The following is a 16,375-nucleotide window of genomic DNA, read 5'->3' on the forward strand; positions in this document are numbered from 1 at the left end:
GGTTCACTAATACTTGGTTGATTAACTACACAACAACTAGCACACAGATATCGATTCGCCAATAATCTCAGCTAGACGATTCAGAAAATGTTGTACAGGCGAGCTTGGGTAGCTCGCCACTTAGCCCTAGCGCCCGTTTAATAAATGGCAGTTTAGCGCCCGGCAAATGATTCACAGCCTGCATGCCGACACCACGGATCAATTTTTTGATCGGATGAGCGCCGTCAAACAAACTTCTAAAGCCTTGCATGGCGGCGATCATTTGCGCCGCTTCTGCTTTTCGCCAGCGTTCATAACTGCGCAGTGACGCATGCAGGCCAATGTCTTTTTCTTGCTCAGCAAGGTGTATGAGTGTTTCGGCAAGCGCTGCGGCATCTAGTAACCCTAAATTCACCCCTTGGCCGGCCAGTGGATGAATGGTGTGCGCCGCATCCCCCACCAAGGCCACACGGTCAGCGGCAAATTGCTGTGCATAACGCATGGTTAATGGATAACTGGCGCGCGGCCCCACGGCTTCGCAAAGCCCAAGGGTCACATCAAATTGTGCCGTTAAGGCCTGATTAAATGCCGCGTCGTCCATATCCGTATAGTGCTGCGCCAAGCACGGCGACACCGACCATACAATCGAGCAAAGGTACGGATCGCTAAGCGGTAAAAAAGCCAGTGGGCCATCCGGCGTGAAGATTTGCCGTGCAACGCCCTGATGAGCAACCTCAGTGCGAACCGTCGCAACAACCGCGTGATGCCCGTAGTCGCGTTGCACCAAAGGTAAACTGGCTTGGCCTCGCACCCAAGAGCGCGCACCATCTGCCCCCACCACCAATTTAGTGGTCACGCCGCCACCAGAGGCAAGCTGTAGCCAGGTTTCTCGCTCACCCATCATCATCGATTGACACTGCTCAGGCATCAGCAGCGTCACATTACTTTGCTGTTTGATTTTATCGAGGAGCGCCAACTGAATGACACGGTTTTCAACAATATGGCCCAGATCACGCTGGCCCAGACTTTGTGCATCAAACGCTATCTCGGCAAAACTGTCTTGCTCCCAAACGTGCATAGCTTGATAACTTGCGAGGCGGCGAGATTCAATGCCCGACCAAGCCCCCACGCCTCGCAATATGCGTTCACTGGCGCGGCTTAAGGCTGACACACGGTTATCCGGGATGGTATCCAAGCTGGGCTCAGGGGTTTTCCCTTCAATAACCACCACACGTAAAGCGCTGTGCTCCAACGCTGCCGCCAAGGTGAGCCCCACCATGCCGCCGCCAATGATGGCAATATCTGCATTGATCATCTTCATGTGCGCGCTACCCATCCTATGGTGCGTTGAATAAGAGGTTGTTTAAGACTCGGTAGAGCTGACATCAACCCCAGTCCGAGATTACGAGTGGCCGATAACACCGCATTTTGGTTAGAGAACAGGTGCACTAATCCGGATGTGGTGGCGATGGTAGTCTCTCGGTCCGCTTCTCTACGTTGCGCGTAGCGAGTTAAGACTGGCATTGCCCCCAGATCCTCGCCGTGTGCTGACGCTGCCGTCAGAACCTCGGCTAGCGTGATCACATCTCGTAGACCGAGATTAAACCCTTGCCCCGCGATCGGATGGAGGCTTTGTGCCGCATTGCCGACCACAGCCACACGGTGGCTGACTGGACTCACCACTTGATTAAGCACCAACGGATAGGCATGCCGAGTGCCAACATGAAGGAGTTTACCCAAGCGCCATCCAAAGGCAGTCTGCAAACCGTCCAAGAAGGTCGCCTCGTCGCACGAGAGCCAATGGTCGACCTCATCCGGTGACACACACCAGACCACTGAGCACCGCCCCTGCGACATCGGCAGTAACGCCACCGGCCCTGTGCGAGTAAAGCGTTCAAATGCCACCCCTTGATGCGGCAGCGCGGTACTCACGTTGGCAATGATCGCCACCTGATGGAAATCGTGCTGCTGACGCGCGATCTTCAGCTGTTGACAGCATGGCGAGCGTCCGCCATCGGCAGCCACCAGCAATTTTGCCTGCAAGGTCTCTCCTTGCTTGAGCTCAACGGTTACCGACGCTTGCTCTCTATGGATATGTTCGACGTAATCGGGACAATAAAGATCAATGGCGCTGCGATGACTGAGCTGCTGATGAAAGACACGGCCAGCATCCGCAAGCTCAATCACTTGCCCCAAATAAGGAACACCTTGAGCGTTCGCATCAATCTGTGTCTGCCCCGCATGGCCGCGGTCCGAGACATGGATATGCTGAATCGGGGTGCCAAATGGGGCTAACGCCGACCATAACCCCAGCGATTCCAGTGCAGCACAGCTTCCCTGTGCCAAGGCAATACTGCGTGCATCATACCCAGGGTGATTGGCATGATCAGGCAACATCGCCTCAACCACGGCAATACGCAGCTGACCGCCACTTAATGTATCCAGCGCAAGTGCGGCCGTGGCACCGGCCATCGCGCCACCGGCAATGATTATATCGTAGGCTTTCATCCCACCTGTCCCTAATCCCATACTGTATGGGGTCATCGCACGTCAGCGATGTTGATTCATTGATTAATGGAGTGTCTTTGGAGTCTCATCCGCATCCGGACGCGCACCCAATTCAGCATGCACTACCATGCAGCACACACGAACATGCTCGCAAACTTGCTCAAGCAGCTCCGCTTGTTCTTGCATATCACCGTCTTCGTCAATGCCAAGCTGGGCAATGGCTTTAAGGTCGCTCAGCGCCTCGGTGACGTCATTGGAGAGTTGACGGCCTTGTTTACCGATCAGCCCCACCCCAGCTAAAAACGCATTGATCCATTCGACAAGGGCTTCTGCTCGAACGACTACGCCAACCTGCTCGTCGTCAGGGGCATAGATATCGAGATCTAAGTCGTCCCCGGTCAATTGTGTTTTCAGCTGGTGATAGCTTTGCATGGCGAGGGTTTTCGCCTCAGTCGGCCATCCCATACCTTGGTTGGTATAGTCGTAAAGCATGGTGAGCCAGCCCCTATCTTCCAGCGCCATACCCCCACTTAACATACCGGCGATTAAGCCATGCATTTCGGCGGGTGTGACGGCAAGGCTATCTGCCGATAAAGTCGTCGCGGCTTGCGCATAAAGAGGTAAACGGGTATCAGTCACAATCTTGCCCTTGGTCGTGCATGTTATAAAACCCACAGTCTACCATTTCACACCGCGTGGCTGAATCGCTCCCGTATCAAAAGCACGCAAACACACTTTGATACCTCTTCCGATACGAAGGCACGGATAAAATCGTTTCATCGTGGCTGGCAGTGTAAATCGACGCGCTACGCAACGGGCATGACAAAGATCAATTCATACTCGGCTTGGCAACTGGCCATAATAAACTGCGGCTTAGCTCTCACCTGCCAACCTGTCAGGGCATGCATCACCCGTTTCCATGTCTAAATTGACAGCAGATACACAGCTTAAGTATTTCAAAGTGGTGTATCACTAAAAATAATTGCTAGAATAGCGGGCATTGTTACTGTGTCGTTGGCCCAAGAAGAAGAGGCCGCACGAGGAGCCAGCCAACCATTATGAGCACACAACCGGTTGAAATTAAGATCCTTGATCGCTTTGTTCGGGTCAATTGTCCACCAGGACAAGAACAAGCGCTTAAAGAAGCAGCAAGTGAGTTCGATCAACGGTTGCAACAACTGGCTGRGCGCACTAAAGTAACCAACACAGAGCAGTTAATTGCCATTGCTGCTTTGAATGTTTGCCACGAGCTAAATGAAGCTAAGCAATCATTGGTCGACGTCCAAGATCAGGTTAAGCAACGGAGCGCCCTGATGGCGTCAAAGTTGGACACAGCAATGGCCACGCAAGGACCGCGTAAGTAACCCGAATTCCCTGGGGTGTTTGTCAGCGGATCTACGTCCCTGAGCCGATAAGCAAACCTAAGGGTGTGTTGTTACAAGCTACTGAGCAAGCTCGGCACGTACCGAGAAGCCTACGGTTTGTACTGCCCGCCCGCCTTGAACCAGCGGGTTCAAGGGCCTTCGATCCCGACGGCATCCCGGGGCCCTCTTCCAGACAGGCTAGCATCAAGGACAGTTATGCAGCCCAGACAGCAAATACGTCAACAAGTCCGACACGCCCGCCGGCAACTGAGCGCTGAACAGCAAGAGCGCGCCGCCCACGCGGTCATGACACGCTTTATGGCCTTGCCGTCTGTGATCGCCTCTCAGCATATTGCCTTATATTTATCGTTTGATGGTGAGCTTGATACCGCGCCGTTGATTAATGCCTGCTGGCAGGCCGGAAAGTCTGTCTATCTCCCTGTTGTTCATCCATTCAGTCAGGGCCACTTACTGTTTTTACATTACACCCCGACCACCCCGATGCAGTCGAACCGCTACGGGATCGCCGAGCCCAAACTGGATATTCGCTACCTCTTACCCACCCACCAATTGGAGGTGATTGCCACACCCTTGGTTGCCTTTGACGATCGCGGTCAACGGCTGGGCATGGGCGGTGGCTACTATGATCGTACCTTGGCGCTCTGTGCACACCCAAGTGCTACGGCGGTCGGCCTTGCTCATGACTGTCAGCATTGGGGCCAATTACCCACCGAGCAATGGGACATGCCCCTTCCCCACATATTAACGCCCAGTCACCATTGGCACTGGTCAGCCACGAATTCGCGACCTCTATCCTGACGGCGTCGACGCGCTTCGCTATAATCGCCGCCAACCCCCCCATTAGGAGTGATCATGAACCAAGACAATAAAAAAAGAGCAGCGGGCGAAGCGGCGGTGGAATATGTCAAACCCGGCAGCATTGTTGGCGTAGGGACAGGCTCGACCGTCAACTACTTCATCGATGCCCTTGAGCCGATTAAATCGCAAATTAAAGGCGCTGTTTCCAGTTCAGAAGCATCCACCGAGCGTTTGAAAGCACTGGGCATTGAGGTGTTTGATGCGAACGACGTCGCAAGTCTTGATGTATACGTGGATGGCGCAGATGAAATCAACGCGCGCAAGCATATGATTAAAGGCGGAGGCGCGGCCCTCACCCGTGAAAAGATTGTCGCGGCGATCGCAGACAAATTCATCTGCATTATCGATGACACCAAACACGTTGATGTTCTTGGCGAGTTTCCACTTCCTGTGGAAGTGATCCCGATGGCACGCTCTTATGTGGCTCGCGAGTTGGTCAAACTCGGGGGCGATCCTTGCTATCGTCAAGGGGTAGTGACCGATAACGGCAACGTGATCTTGGATGTGCACAATATGAAAATCCAAGATCCAAAAGCGCTCGAAGATACCATTAACGGTATCGCAGGTGTAGTGACTGTCGGCCTATTCGCCAACCGTGGTGCCGATGTCGTCTTGACCGGCACCGAAAACGGCGTGCAAAAAATTGCAGACTAAACGCATAACCCACCATGCATAGTCGGTGAGAAACGTATTCTCCCCCGCAAAAGCCAAACGTTTGCGTTTAGTGTAATCAATAAGTTAAAAGCGCCTTTTTTAAGGTGCTTTTTTTATGGTCTAGAACGGATAATTCTTACCCCTTCGCAAAATTTTTGTTATCTTGGTCACTGTTCTGATACCGGCACATCGCGCGCCCTCCTGCGGCTTCGCGAATGAGATCAGCCTAATGACAGCGCTTCTAGCCGCTTTTTCTTAGCAGACGCGTTAAGGGCACAGGGTCACGATGCGCCCCGGCACTCAGGCGCAACATTGCTACCACTATTGTTTCTAAGGAAGAGAACAGCCCGCATGTCACACTATTCACTGGACAAGAATAAGATCAAAATTCTGCTCCTCGAAGGCGTCCACCCCACGGCGTTAGAGGCCTTCAAGCAAGCTGGTTATACCAATATTGAGTATCACAAAGGCTCCCTCACCGGTGAGGCGCTGGAAGAAGCGATTCAAGATGCTCACTTTGTCGGCTTGCGTTCACGTACCCAGCTGACTGAATCGGTTTTCGCAAAGGCGAAAAAATTGGTCGCAGTCGGCTGCTTTTGTATCGGCACTAACCAAGTTGATCTCGACGCAGCTGCTCAACGTGGTATCCCGGTTTTTAATGCCCCCTTCTCAAATACCCGCAGCGTTGCCGAATTAGTGCTTGGGGAGATCCTGCTACTGCTACGTGGTATTCCGGAAAAGAATGCCAAAGCACATCGTGGCGAGTGGCAGAAATCCGCCGAACGCTCGTTTGAAGCACGCGGAAAAGTATTAGGGATTATCGGTTATGGCCACATCGGGACGCAGCTGAGTATTTTGGCAGAGAACCTTGGCATGAACGTTTGTTATTACGATATCGATAACAAGCTCTCACTCGGAAATGCCGTGCAAGTCAACTCGCTGACCGAATTATTAAACCGTAGTGATGTGATTTCATTGCACGTCCCGGAAACCGAAAGTACTCAAAACATGATTGGCAGTGAAGAATTCGCCCGCATGAAGCCCGGTGCTATCTTTATTAATGCCTCACGCGGTACAGTGGTGGACATCGATGCCCTATGTGGCGCGCTCGAGAGCAACCATTTGTCCGGAGCGGCGATTGATGTATTCCCTGTTGAGCCTAAAACCAATAATGATCCCTTCAGCTCACCGCTGCAGGCGTTTGATAATGCGCTGCTCACCCCACACATTGGTGGCTCGACACAAGAAGCGCAGGAAAACATTGGCCTTGAGGTAGCAGGCAAGTTGATCAAGTACTCTGATAACGGCTCGACACTCTCTTGTGTCAACTTCCCAGAGGTGTCACTGCCAGAGCATCAAGGGCGTTCTCGTTTACTCCACATTCACGCGAACCGTCCCGGTGTGTTGACCAAAATCAACACCACCTTTGCCGATGAAGGCATCAATATCGCCGCACAATATCTGCAAACTTCAGCAAAAATTGGCTATGTGGTCATTGATGTCGAAACCGAACAGGCTGATAAAGCACTGAAAAAGCTGAAAGCGATTGAAGGCACGATTCGCGCCCGCATTCTTCACTAACTGAAAGCGATAAAAAAGCCCCATTGGGGCTTTTTTTCATTGAGACACAGAGCCGCATCGGCTGATACTTGTCATAACCTTATTGCCTGTGCGTTACTGTTCTTCACGCAAAAAGACCAACTCATTCCCTTTGGAATGTGCCTCGCTAAAATAGTAGCCGCCAACATCAAATGTCTTGATAGCTTCAATGGATGTCGCACGCTGATCAATCAAATAGCGCGCCATCATGCCACGGGCTTTTTTGGCGTAAAAACTGATCACCTTGTATTGACCGTTCTTACAGTCTTTAAAGACAGGGGTCACAATGTCGCCGTCGAGTTTTTTCTTGTTTACCGCTTTGAAATACTCATTGGAGGCCAAGTTCACCAGTAATCGATCACCTTGCTCTGCCAAGGTGCGATTCAATGTCTCAGTGATGATATCACCCCAAAACTGATACAAGTTATCACCGCGCGATGTCGCCAGCTTGGTGCCCATTTCAAGGCGATAAGGTTGCATCAAATCCAATGGCCGCAATAGGCCATACAGCCCCGACAGCATACGGAAATGTGCCTGCGCCCAATCAAAGTCCTCTTCAGACATTGAAGTGGCATCCAGACCCGTATAAACATCCCCTTTAAACGCCAGTACCGCAGGGCGTGCATTATCAGTGGTAAAGGTTGGAGACCATTCGGCAAAACGGACCGCATTCAGACTGGCAATTTTATCACTCACCTTCATTAACGCACCGATATCGGCGGGCGTTAATTGGCGACATACCTCGATCAATGCTTGAGAGTGCTCAGTCAGCATGGGTTGGGTATGACGTTGCGTCGGCAATGGTGACTCATAATCCAATGTTTTTGCGGGGGAGACCACAATCAGCATCTTGCTAACCCTTATGTTATCTGTCTGTTGCCAAGACTATCATTCCAGCATAAAAAAGCCACCGCATCACGGTCACTGCTTGGGCAAAGGCCAAGCCTTTTCGTCCAATTGGCTGTGAAGCTCAGGGAAGCGGCGACTATCAAACACAGGCACTCGCCCTAACGAACGTTGGGTGTGGTAATCAGCGGCCAAGCGCTTAACAATGCCAGACAGCAATAAGATCGCAATCATGTTCACCAAGGCCATCATGCCCATTGATGCATCCGCAAGCGTCCACACTAAGGGGAGCTCGGCCAGCGCGCCAAACATCACCATGCCCAATACCAATGCTCGAAAATAAGGCAGTGCCGGGCGCAAACGACCATTGATAAACAACAAATTGGTTTCTGCATACGAATAATTGGCAATGATGGAGGTAAACGCAAAGAAGAAAATCGCCACCGCCACAAATTGCTCACCCCAATCGCCGACCTGTGCACTTAAGGCACGCTGTGTCAGTTCCACCCCCGTGACTTCGCCACCGGGTATATACTCCCCCGATAGCAGAATAATCGCGACGGTTGCGGTGCATATCACCAGAGTATCGACAAAGACGCCCAGCATTTGCACATAGCCTTGAGAAACTGGATGAGGCGGATAGGGTGTGGCGGAGGCGGCGGCATTCGGCGCCGAGCCCATGCCCGCCTCATTCGAGAAAAGGCCACGTTTAATCCCCTGAATCATCCCTTGCGCCAAGGTGTAACCCAATGCGCCAGAAGCGGCTTCATGAAGACCAAAAGCACTTTTAACCACCAGCGATATCACGGCGGGCACTTGCTCGAGATGGGTCAACATTACATAACACGCCAGAGATAAATAGAGCAGCGCCATCACAGGGACTAAGACCTCAGCTGTGCGTGCAATTTGACGTAAGCCACCATAAATAATCAACCCACTAACCAGTGCCAGTCCTGCACCGACATAGGCGGGAGGCCAGCCAAAAGCCACTTGGGCAGCCTGTGAAATCGAATTCGCTTGAACTGAGTTAAACACCAAACCAAAGGCAAGGATCAGCAGCAACGAGAACAATATTCCCATCCAGCGCATCCCCAAGCCATGTTCCATATAGTAAGCCGGACCGCCTCGGAAGTAGCCATCCGGATCGCGAACTTTATAGACCTGTGCCAAGGTGCTTTCCGCAAAGGCAGTCGCCATTCCCAGAAACGCCATCAGCCACATCCAAAAAATCGCCCCTGGTCCACCAAGAGAGAGTGCAACCGCCACACCAGCCATATTGCCTGTCCCGACGCGTGCAGCCAGTCCAGTACACAAGGCTTGAAACGACGAAATTCCCGAAATGTCGCGGCGGCGACTATGACGCATCACAGAAAACATATGGGAGAAGTGACGGAACTGAATGCCACCGAGTTTTAGCGAAAAGAAGACGCCACCGCCGATCAGCACATAAATGAGCACCGAGCCCCATATCAGGTCGTTAATAAAGGTTAAAAGGCTCAAATGACTGTCCCTCGTCGTGTCGTGATTGCTGTCTGCGGCGCAATCTTCGCTTGTCTGACCGGTAAGATCAATTGATGGCCGCCCTTGGCTGTGCTGGTCATCACTGTTTTTAAAAATTCAGTGATGACGTTCTCATAAAAAGTTCATCAATCTGCCACAAATGAGAAATACTTCAATTTTACGGTAGGGCGAGCTGTGGTATTTAAAACCTAACCGCAAGGTGAACAAGGGGTGACTATGGATAACTTTGCCTTTAACGACATGTTCGAGCAAGACAAGCCACAACGCAGCGGACGCGCAAAACCAGTCAAACGTAAATGGAGAGAAATTGAAGCGCTGAAGGACAAACAGCGACTGAGAAAAGAATTGGAAGAAATCGATATGTATGGCGATTTCTCTCAACTGGATCTTGATTAACTCACCGATAAAAGGATGCGAAAAAGGTGCTCACTGAGCACCTTTTTTATTGGTCAGATAAAACCTGACCAAGACGGCTTTGCCCCTCAATCACTTGGCTTTCTACGCATCATCCAGTGTGGGTTGCCAATCAATGGGCGCTTTACCTTGCTCGCGCAATAATGCGTTAGTTTGTGAAAAATGGCGGCAGCCCAAGAAGCCTCGATGCGCTGACAGTGGAGAGGGATGTGGCGCAGTTAAAACATGATGGCGCGTACGATCAATCGCTTTACCTTTTTTCTGAGCATGCGCACCCCAAAGCAAGAACACCACACCGTCACCATGCTGATTAACAGCCTCAATCACTCGGTCAGTAAAGGTCTCCCACCCCAACTTGGCATGAGAGTGCGCCTTTCCTTGTTCCACAGTCAGTACCGTGTTTAACAATAACACGCCCTGCTCTGCCCAGTTTTTCAAGTAGCCATGTGAAGGGATCTGAAACCCCTCGATATCCGTCGCTAGCTCTTTATAAATATTGACCAACGAAGGTGGCGTTTTTACCCCGGGTAATACGGAAAAGCAGAGCCCATGGGCCTGATTGGGCCCATGGTAAGGGTCTTGGCCTAAAATCACGACTTTCACATCGCCAAGTTCAGTAAAACGAAAGGCGTTGAATATATCCTCTTTGGGAGGAAAAACCGTGACGCCACTGGCCCGGACCTTTTCCACATAGGCTAGCGTATCGCGAAAATACGCTTGCTCCTTCTCGTTGGCTAGCACCTGCTGCCACGTTTGCGCCTGAGTCATGGTTGCTCCTTATCATCACACTGGCGCCATTTTAACGAGACAAACAGATGAAATCAGTGTGTGGCGCGATCTTTTGTTCTTTCTGTGTGGGCATGGTAATGACGTTGGCAGCGCCCTTGTACCGCTCGGTTCGGGGTCGGTAAGCTCGCGTGTGAACGTGGCGATAATGTTCTAGTCATGGGTCGCTCCTTATCTGTGCGTGTGCCTAGAACATCATGAAAAATCAATGCCAAGTTTAAATAGCTATATATTTCAAACGATTAATAAAATTCGAGAAGAACACTCCGCCAGCCATGTACCAATATGGTGCAAAACTGCCTACCCATCGATCAATCTCGCCCTTACTTTTGTAGTAAATTTACAACAAAATAGCGCTATAAATACGAATGCTTATCGCTGCGCGTTGTGCTCTTATCATCAAATTGATTTTGTTCACAATAATATTGATATCAAATAACTATCTTCACGATAAAGACGATTAAATATTGACCTAAATCAAAATAACCCTACAGATAAAGAGGTATATATGAACGTCGAAAGTGATGAAATCTTACATCACTAAAGTCACTATCAGAAAAAGGGGATAGGCCATGATCACCGGCATTCAAGTAACCTCAGCGGCCAATGATGATCTCATCAATTCTATTTGGTTGATTGATAAAGAAACCGACCAAGCACGCTGTGTCTGTGCAAAACAAGGCTTTGAGGCGGATCAAGAAGTCGCGCTGTCTTCTTTGGGTGAGTTTGACTACCGTGAAGTCAATATCGAAACCCAAGCGGTTAATGAAGGGGGTCAACACCTGAACGTTAACGTGCTGAAGCGTGAAACTTTGGAAGATGCAGCCAAGCACCCAGAAAAATACCCGCAACTGACCATCCGTGTCTCGGGCTATGCGGTTCGCTTTAATTCACTGACCCCTGAACAACAGCGTGACGTGATCACCCGTACGTTTACAAGCTCACTGTAAACACACAGGTTATAAAGAAACAGCCCGCTTTGGCGGGCTGTTTTTGGTTAAGCGCTCAAATTAAGCAGGTACGCTCTTAAGACCGAGAAGTCGGTCTCTTGCTCACTCGACAATAAATCCATCTGCGCATGTTTTGCCAATGGCCCTGGCAGCGGAATATCCTTGTGTAAAATCGCATCGACCGACTCTTTAAACTTGGCCGGATGCGCGGTACACAAGAAAATCCCCTCTTCTTCCTCGCCAAGCTGTTGTGCTAACAAACGATAGGCAATGGCTCCATGCGGCTCGCATAAATAGTCTTGCTCAGCAAGCTGCGTCAAACTCTCTGCGGTTTGCGCATCGTCTGCGCGTCCTGATGCCAATTCGCTCAGCGCCCACCCTTCACGGCGGAAAAGCTCTTCGATACGCGGCCAGTTGTTCGGCTGACTGACATCCATCGCATTCGATAAAGTTGCGACTGTGGTTTGCGGCTGCCACTGCCCGGAGGCTAAATAGCGTGGCACCGTATCATTGGCATTGGTGGCAGCGATAAAGCGTTTAATCGGCAGCCCCATCGCCTTGGCAATCAAGCCCGCAGTCAGGTTGCCAAAGTTACCACTGGGTACCGCGACAACCACTTGGTCTCGCTTGTGCTGAGGGATCTGCGCAAGCGCTTCAAAATAGTAGCAAATTTGCGCCATCAGCCGGCTGATATTGATTGAGTTTGCTGAGTTTAAGCCAATGGTTTGACGCAGCTCTTGATCATCAAAGGCTTGCTTCACCATCGTCTGGCAGTCGTCAAATGTGCCGTTCACTGCCACGGTGTGAATATTGCCGCCGAGAGTACAAAACAGCTTTTCTTGCAGTGGGCTAATTTTGCCTTTCGGATACAAAATCACCACGTTGATGTTTTCAATGCCATAAAACGCATGAGCAACGGCAGCACCGGTATCGCCTGATGTGGCGGTGAGAATCGTGATCTTGTTGCCGTCTGACACTGCCGCGAGAGATTGCGCCATAAAACGACCACCAAAATCTTTGAAGGCGAGCGTTGGCCCATGGAAAAGTTCTAACGCATGAATGCGCTCAGTGACAGATTTGAGTGGTGCCTCAAAGGTAAACGCCTGCGCCACCAGCTCATGGATTTGGCTTTTTGGCAGTTCGTCGCCAATCAAGGCCGAGAGGATCTCAGTGCTACGCTCTACCAGTGGCATCGACAACAAGGCATCGATATCCTCAAATTGCGGTATGTGCTCGGGGAAAAACAGCCCTTGTCCTCGCCCCAATCCTTGTTTGACCGCTTGCGCGAACGAGACGGTTTCACTGTGATCTTTGATGTTGTAAAGCTTCATGCCTGACTTCCTATTTCTTTTGCGCCCTGTCCATCAATGCGACATACATGAACAAAGCCATCATTATTTTGTACGTAGTGCTCGCGCAGCCATTGTGCGAGTCGCTCGGCAACCTGTAAATCATCACAGATGCTAAACAAGGTCGGCCCAGAGCCTGAAATCCCTGTCGCAAGTACGCCACAGCTGTCTGCATACGCCCGCGCTTCAACAAAGCCCGGCAACAGTTTTTGCCGATAGGGCTCTGCAATCACATCACAAATCAAGCTCGCCGCCAGAGCAGGTTGTTGAGTGTGACACGCGTGAATAAAGCCGCCTAAATATCGCCCGTGGGCAATAACGTCTTGACGGCGATACTGTGCGGGCAAGATAGTGCGTGCTTCTGCAGTCGAGACTTTAATCCCGGGGTAAGCCATCACCCAATACCAGTTGTCAAAATGTGGTACGGCTTGGCTGATCACGCCTTGGCTTTCCAGCATCAGTTGCAAGCCACCTAAGTAGCAAGGCGCCACGTTGTCATAGTGTAAGCTGCCCGAAATACTGGCTTCCATCTCCCCCATTAGCGCTAGCATGGTGGTTTCATCCAGTGGGTTACCGTGAAAGCGGTTTAACGCATCAAGTGCTGCAACAATCGAACACGCACTGGATCCCAATCCGGAGCCGATGGGCATATTCTTTTCCAGCAACATCGCCACCGGCTTTACCGCGATCCCTTGACCCTGCAGCGCATGTGCATACGCTTGGTAGGCCTGATAGACAATATTGTCCTTTTCATCAGCAGGAAGCTTGTCGGTAAATCGCCCTTCACAGCGCAGCGAAAAGGGGCGGTCGCTGCCCGCCTTCACTTCAACCACATCCCCCAGCAAGCTGCCATCGATAGGGCTGACCGCTGCACCTAACACATCAAACCCCACACTCACATTACCAATCGAAGCGGGTGCGTAAACGCGTACTGTCATCACTACACTCCTAGCTTCCAACCCAAGGTGCGCATCAAATCAGCGAACACCCCTGCCGCCGTCACGGCGGTGCCTGCTCCATATCCGCGCAAGACCAATGGAATCGGCTGATAATAGCGGCTGTAAAAGGCGAGTGCATTTTCGCCATCTTTAATTTTGTGCATCGGATCGTCACTGTCTACGGCTTGAATTTTCACGAAGCATTGACCGTCTTCAATACCGCCGATATAGCGCAGTACCTTGCCCTCTTGAGCCGCTTGCTCTGACCATTGCTTAAAGTAAGCATCCGCCTCCGGCAAGCGTGCCATAAAGGACTCCACATCACCCGATTGATCAAAGCCTGGCGGCAACGCGGGCTCAACTTCGACATCTTCCAGCTCTAAATGCATGCCAGCTTCTCGTGCCAAAATTAACAATTTACGCGCCACATCCATGCCAGATAGATCGTCACGTGGATCGGGCTCGGTGAAGCCACTGTCACGCGCAACCTTGGTGGCATCACTAAAGCTTACGCCTTCATCTAACTTGCCAAAAATGTGTGATAGCGACCCCGACAAGATCCCAGAAAATCGTGATAACTCGTCCCCCGCAGCAATCAGGTTTTGCAGGTTTTCAATGACGGGCAAGCCAGCCCCCACCGTGGTTTCATACATAAACTTACGATGTGTCGCGCGCGCCGCCTGACGCAGCTGTTGGTAGTAAGCCATGCTACTGGTATTGGCTTTTTTGTTAGGCGTGATCACATGGAAGCCCGCACGTAAGAAGTCCGCATACTGATCCGCGACTTGTTGCTCTGCTGTGCAGTCAATCAACACTGGGTTGATGATATGATTACGCTGCACCAACTGAATCATACCGGCAAGGCTAAACGGTGAAAGGTGATTAGGCAGCTCATCACGCCAGCTATCAAGGTTAATGCCTTGGCTGTTCAGCCACATGCCTTTACTATTTGCCAGTCCACAGACACGCATCACAATGCCTTGCTGCTGTAGTTTCGCTTGTTGACGACGAATTTGCTCAATCAACTCGCCACCGACACCGCCCACACCGACGATAAACACATCGAGGTGATGTTGGCTGTTAAACAAGTTTTCATGGCAGGCTTTCACCGCTTCCGAGACACGCTCTGAGGGGACAACCGCCGAGATAGCACGCTCTGATGAACCTTGAGCAATGGCGACGATATTGACATTCACTTCCGCTAGCGAGGTGAAAAAGCGCGCCGCAATTCCTTTAGAAGTGCGCATACCATCCCCCACTAAGGAGACAATCGATAGGTGATCGATAAACTCGACAGGCTCAAGCAAACCATCTTTAAGCTCAAGTTCAAAGTGGGTCCGTAACGCCTTCTCAGCTTTCACTTTATCCTGCGCTTGAATACAGAAGCTAATGCTGTACTCCGACGACGATTGGGTGATCAGCACGATGGAAACGCCCGCGGATGACATGGCGCCAAACACACGTGAAGCCATACCAACCATTCCCTTCATCCCAGGACCAGAGATATTGACCATACTCAGATCGCTAAGCGTGGTGATCCCTTTAATGGCAAGCTTATCCTCACCAGTATCATCGCCAATCAAGGTGCCTGCGCCTTGAGGATTGGCCGTATTTTTAATCAAACAAGGGATATGGAAGCGAGCAATAGGGGCGATGGTTTTAGGGTGGAGCACCTTAGCACCAAAGTACGACAGCTCCATCGCTTCTTGATAACTCAGCGACTTCAGTAAACGCGCGTCTGGCACCAAGCGGGGATCGCAGTTATAGACACCATCGACATCCGTCCAGATTTCGCAGCACTCTGCACGGACACAAGCGGCCAGCACCGCCGCAGAATAATCGGAACCATTGCGTCCCAAGGTCACCAGCTCCCCTTGCTCATTGCCGGCCATAAAGCCTGGCATCAAGCCAACATGATTAGCGGGAATGGGAGACTGTTTAAAGCGTTGCGAGGAGGTTTCAATGTCGACTTCAGCACTCAGGTAACTGCCAGAAGCGGCAAAATAACTGACCGGATCAATCTCAAAGACTTGATAGCCACGCGCCACTAACAGCGCTTGCATGGCCGCTACGGACAAACGTTCCCCCTTGCTCACCACGCGCGCATAGGTGCTGTCCGGACAAAGCCCTAGCAGGTTCATACCGTGTACGTATTGGCGTAGTTGTCCGAGACTGCGAGAAAGTTTATCGAACAAAGGTTGGGTATCGAGATTGGGCTGGCGTTCGGCAAGGCCTTGGAACAGCGCGGTGAAAATGGTTTCTAGCTCTTTGAGTGGCAGCTCAGCCTCTCCATGTTTAACCGTATTATCCACCACGGACACCAGAATATTGGTAACACGCGCTGGGGCGGACAAAACAGCAGAGACATCACTCTGACCCTGATTGCTAACAATGATGTCAGCGGCACGACTGAATCGCTCTGCATCAGCAAGCGATGTGCCACCAAATTTTAAAACTCGCATCCGTTTGGGACCTCTCTCTTAAGATAAAAAAAAGCCCGTACCGGTGAGGGTACGGGCTTTTTTGGAAATTCTGTGCGTATCAGCCCGCACCAACACACATTGTGCCAGTAATAATGGTGGTTGTTG

The 16,375-nt window shown here is 51.2% G+C and carries 16 protein-coding genes, 1 other RNA gene and 1 other annotated feature (1 of these 18 cut by a window edge); of the genes, 7 read left to right on the plus strand and 10 right to left on the minus strand.

The features are described from left to right. Positions 1–67 precede the first annotated feature (67 nt). From BZJ18_RS03000 to BZJ18_RS03010, 3 genes are all read right to left on the minus strand, one after another. Complete coding sequence (locus tag BZJ18_RS03000) at positions 68–1,300, minus strand: FAD-dependent 2-octaprenylphenol hydroxylase (RefSeq protein ID WP_077455283.1); 1,233 nt, start codon at positions 1,298–1,300, stop codon at positions 68–70. Then, a complete protein-coding gene (gene ubiH, locus BZJ18_RS03005; RefSeq protein ID WP_077455284.1) occupies positions 1,297–2,487 on the minus strand; it encodes a 2-octaprenyl-6-methoxyphenyl hydroxylase in 1,191 nt (396 codons plus the stop codon). The genes BZJ18_RS03000 and ubiH overlap by 4 nt, the downstream gene beginning before the upstream one ends. A 63-nt stretch (positions 2,488–2,550) precedes the next feature. Continuing rightward, positions 2,551–3,126 carry a UPF0149 family protein gene (locus tag BZJ18_RS03010; protein ID WP_077455285.1) on the minus strand — a complete coding sequence of 192 codons (576 nt, stop codon included), beginning with the start codon at positions 3,124–3,126 and terminating at the stop codon, positions 2,551–2,553. Positions 3,127–3,545: 419 nt separating this feature from the next. On the opposite strand from BZJ18_RS03010, the gene zapA reads away from it, so the two are divergent. The 5 genes from zapA to serA all read left to right on the plus strand — a co-directional run bounded on the left by zapA (position 3,546) and on the right by serA (position 6,965). Then, entirely contained in the window at positions 3,546–3,851 is a 306-nt protein-coding gene (zapA, locus tag BZJ18_RS03015; protein WP_077455286.1) for a cell division protein ZapA, read from the plus strand. A gap of 4 nt (positions 3,852–3,855) precedes the next feature. Then, positions 3,856–4,038, plus strand: a non-coding RNA gene (gene ssrS, locus BZJ18_RS03020) — 6S RNA. A gap of 29 nt (positions 4,039–4,067) precedes the next feature. Then, positions 4,068–4,670, plus strand: coding sequence for a 5-formyltetrahydrofolate cyclo-ligase (locus tag BZJ18_RS03025; protein ID WP_077455287.1), 603 nt, complete (start codon positions 4,068–4,070; stop codon positions 4,668–4,670). Between the two features lie 54 nt (positions 4,671–4,724). Beyond that, positions 4,725–5,384: a ribose-5-phosphate isomerase RpiA gene (gene rpiA / locus BZJ18_RS03030; protein WP_077455288.1), complete on the plus strand. Its 660-nt coding sequence runs from the start codon at positions 4,725–4,727 to the stop codon at positions 5,382–5,384. 351 nt (positions 5,385–5,735) lie between these two features. Next, positions 5,736–6,965, plus strand: coding sequence for a phosphoglycerate dehydrogenase (gene serA, locus BZJ18_RS03035; RefSeq protein WP_069589766.1), 1,230 nt, complete (start codon positions 5,736–5,738; stop codon positions 6,963–6,965). A 93-nt stretch (positions 6,966–7,058) separates the two neighbouring features. On the opposite strand, the gene yaaA is transcribed toward serA, so the two are convergent. Both yaaA and BZJ18_RS03045 read right to left on the minus strand, forming a co-directional pair. Next, positions 7,059–7,832: a peroxide stress protein YaaA gene (gene yaaA, locus BZJ18_RS03040; RefSeq protein WP_077455289.1), complete on the minus strand. Its 774-nt coding sequence runs from the start codon at positions 7,830–7,832 to the stop codon at positions 7,059–7,061. 72 nt (positions 7,833–7,904) lie between these two features. Continuing rightward, entirely contained in the window at positions 7,905–9,329 is a 1,425-nt protein-coding gene (locus BZJ18_RS03045) for an alanine/glycine:cation symporter family protein (RefSeq protein WP_077455290.1), read from the minus strand. A gap of 237 nt (positions 9,330–9,566) precedes the next feature. On the opposite strand from BZJ18_RS03045, the gene BZJ18_RS03050 reads away from it, so the two are divergent. Further along, positions 9,567–9,746, plus strand: a complete 180-nt coding sequence (locus tag BZJ18_RS03050) for a DUF3545 family protein (RefSeq protein WP_069589769.1) — start codon at positions 9,567–9,569, stop codon at positions 9,744–9,746. A 102-nt stretch (positions 9,747–9,848) separates the two neighbouring features. Here BZJ18_RS03050 and ung read toward each other — a convergent pair whose 3' ends face one another. Next, on the minus strand, positions 9,849–10,532 hold the full coding sequence (gene ung, locus BZJ18_RS03055; protein ID WP_077455291.1) for a uracil-DNA glycosylase: 684 nt from the start codon (positions 10,530–10,532) through the stop codon (positions 9,849–9,851). 53 nt (positions 10,533–10,585) lie between these two features. Further along, positions 10,586–10,711, minus strand: coding sequence for a hypothetical protein (locus BZJ18_RS17675; RefSeq protein WP_268794307.1), 126 nt, complete (start codon positions 10,709–10,711; stop codon positions 10,586–10,588). A 411-nt stretch (positions 10,712–11,122) separates the two neighbouring features. On the opposite strand from BZJ18_RS17675, the gene grcA reads away from it, so the two are divergent. Further along, positions 11,123–11,500 (plus strand): autonomous glycyl radical cofactor GrcA, encoded by a 378-nt coding sequence (gene grcA, locus BZJ18_RS03060; RefSeq protein WP_069589774.1) that lies wholly within the window; start codon positions 11,123–11,125, stop codon positions 11,498–11,500. Positions 11,501–11,547: 47 nt separating this feature from the next. On the opposite strand, the gene thrC is transcribed toward grcA, so the two are convergent. The 3 genes from thrC to thrA are packed head-to-tail and all read right to left on the minus strand — an operon-like array spanning position 11,548 to position 16,249. Then, positions 11,548–12,831 carry a threonine synthase gene (thrC, locus tag BZJ18_RS03065; RefSeq protein ID WP_077455292.1) on the minus strand — a complete coding sequence of 428 codons (1,284 nt, stop codon included), beginning with the start codon at positions 12,829–12,831 and terminating at the stop codon, positions 11,548–11,550. After that, entirely contained in the window at positions 12,828–13,787 is a 960-nt protein-coding gene (thrB, locus tag BZJ18_RS03070; RefSeq protein ID WP_077455293.1) for a homoserine kinase, read from the minus strand. The genes thrC and thrB overlap by 4 nt, the downstream gene beginning before the upstream one ends. Before the next feature lie 2 nt (positions 13,788–13,789). Next, complete coding sequence (gene thrA / locus BZJ18_RS03075) at positions 13,790–16,249, minus strand: bifunctional aspartate kinase/homoserine dehydrogenase I (protein ID WP_077455294.1); 2,460 nt, start codon at positions 16,247–16,249, stop codon at positions 13,790–13,792. A gap of 24 nt (positions 16,250–16,273) precedes the next feature. Next, positions 16,274–16,375, minus strand: a sequence feature (Thr leader region) (it continues 24 nt past the right edge of the window).

The organism is Salinivibrio sp. IB872 (assembly GCF_001995345.1).
Lineage (GTDB): Bacteria > Pseudomonadota > Gammaproteobacteria > Enterobacterales > Vibrionaceae > Salinivibrio > Salinivibrio proteolyticus.

Bases quoted from the DNA above. Each gene is read 5' to 3' on its own strand.
- BZJ18_RS03000 (WP_077455283.1), bottom strand. From the start codon at position 1,300: ATGAAGATGATCAATGCAGATATTGCCATCATTGGCGGCGGCATGGTG.
- ubiH (WP_077455284.1), bottom strand. From the start codon at position 2,487: ATGAAAGCCTACGATATAATCATTGCCGGTGGCGCGATGGCCGGTGCC.
- BZJ18_RS03025 (WP_077455287.1), top strand. From the start codon at position 4,068: ATGCAGCCCAGACAGCAAATACGTCAACAAGTCCGACACGCCCGCCGG.
- rpiA (WP_077455288.1), top strand. From the start codon at position 4,725: ATGAACCAAGACAATAAAAAAAGAGCAGCGGGCGAAGCGGCGGTGGAA.
- serA (WP_069589766.1), top strand. From the start codon at position 5,736: ATGTCACACTATTCACTGGACAAGAATAAGATCAAAATTCTGCTCCTC.
- yaaA (WP_077455289.1), bottom strand. From the start codon at position 7,832: ATGCTGATTGTGGTCTCCCCCGCAAAAACATTGGATTATGAGTCACCA.
- BZJ18_RS03050 (WP_069589769.1), top strand. From the start codon at position 9,567: ATGGATAACTTTGCCTTTAACGACATGTTCGAGCAAGACAAGCCACAA.
- ung (WP_077455291.1), bottom strand. From the start codon at position 10,532: ATGACTCAGGCGCAAACGTGGCAGCAGGTGCTAGCCAACGAGAAGGAG.
- BZJ18_RS17675 (WP_268794307.1), bottom strand. From the start codon at position 10,711: ATGACTAGAACATTATCGCCACGTTCACACGCGAGCTTACCGACCCCG.
- grcA (WP_069589774.1), top strand. From the start codon at position 11,123: ATGATCACCGGCATTCAAGTAACCTCAGCGGCCAATGATGATCTCATC.
- thrC (WP_077455292.1), bottom strand. From the start codon at position 12,831: ATGAAGCTTTACAACATCAAAGATCACAGTGAAACCGTCTCGTTCGCG.
- thrB (WP_077455293.1), bottom strand. From the start codon at position 13,787: ATGACAGTACGCGTTTACGCACCCGCTTCGATTGGTAATGTGAGTGTG.
- thrA (WP_077455294.1), bottom strand. From the start codon at position 16,249: ATGCGAGTTTTAAAATTTGGTGGCACATCGCTTGCTGATGCAGAGCGA.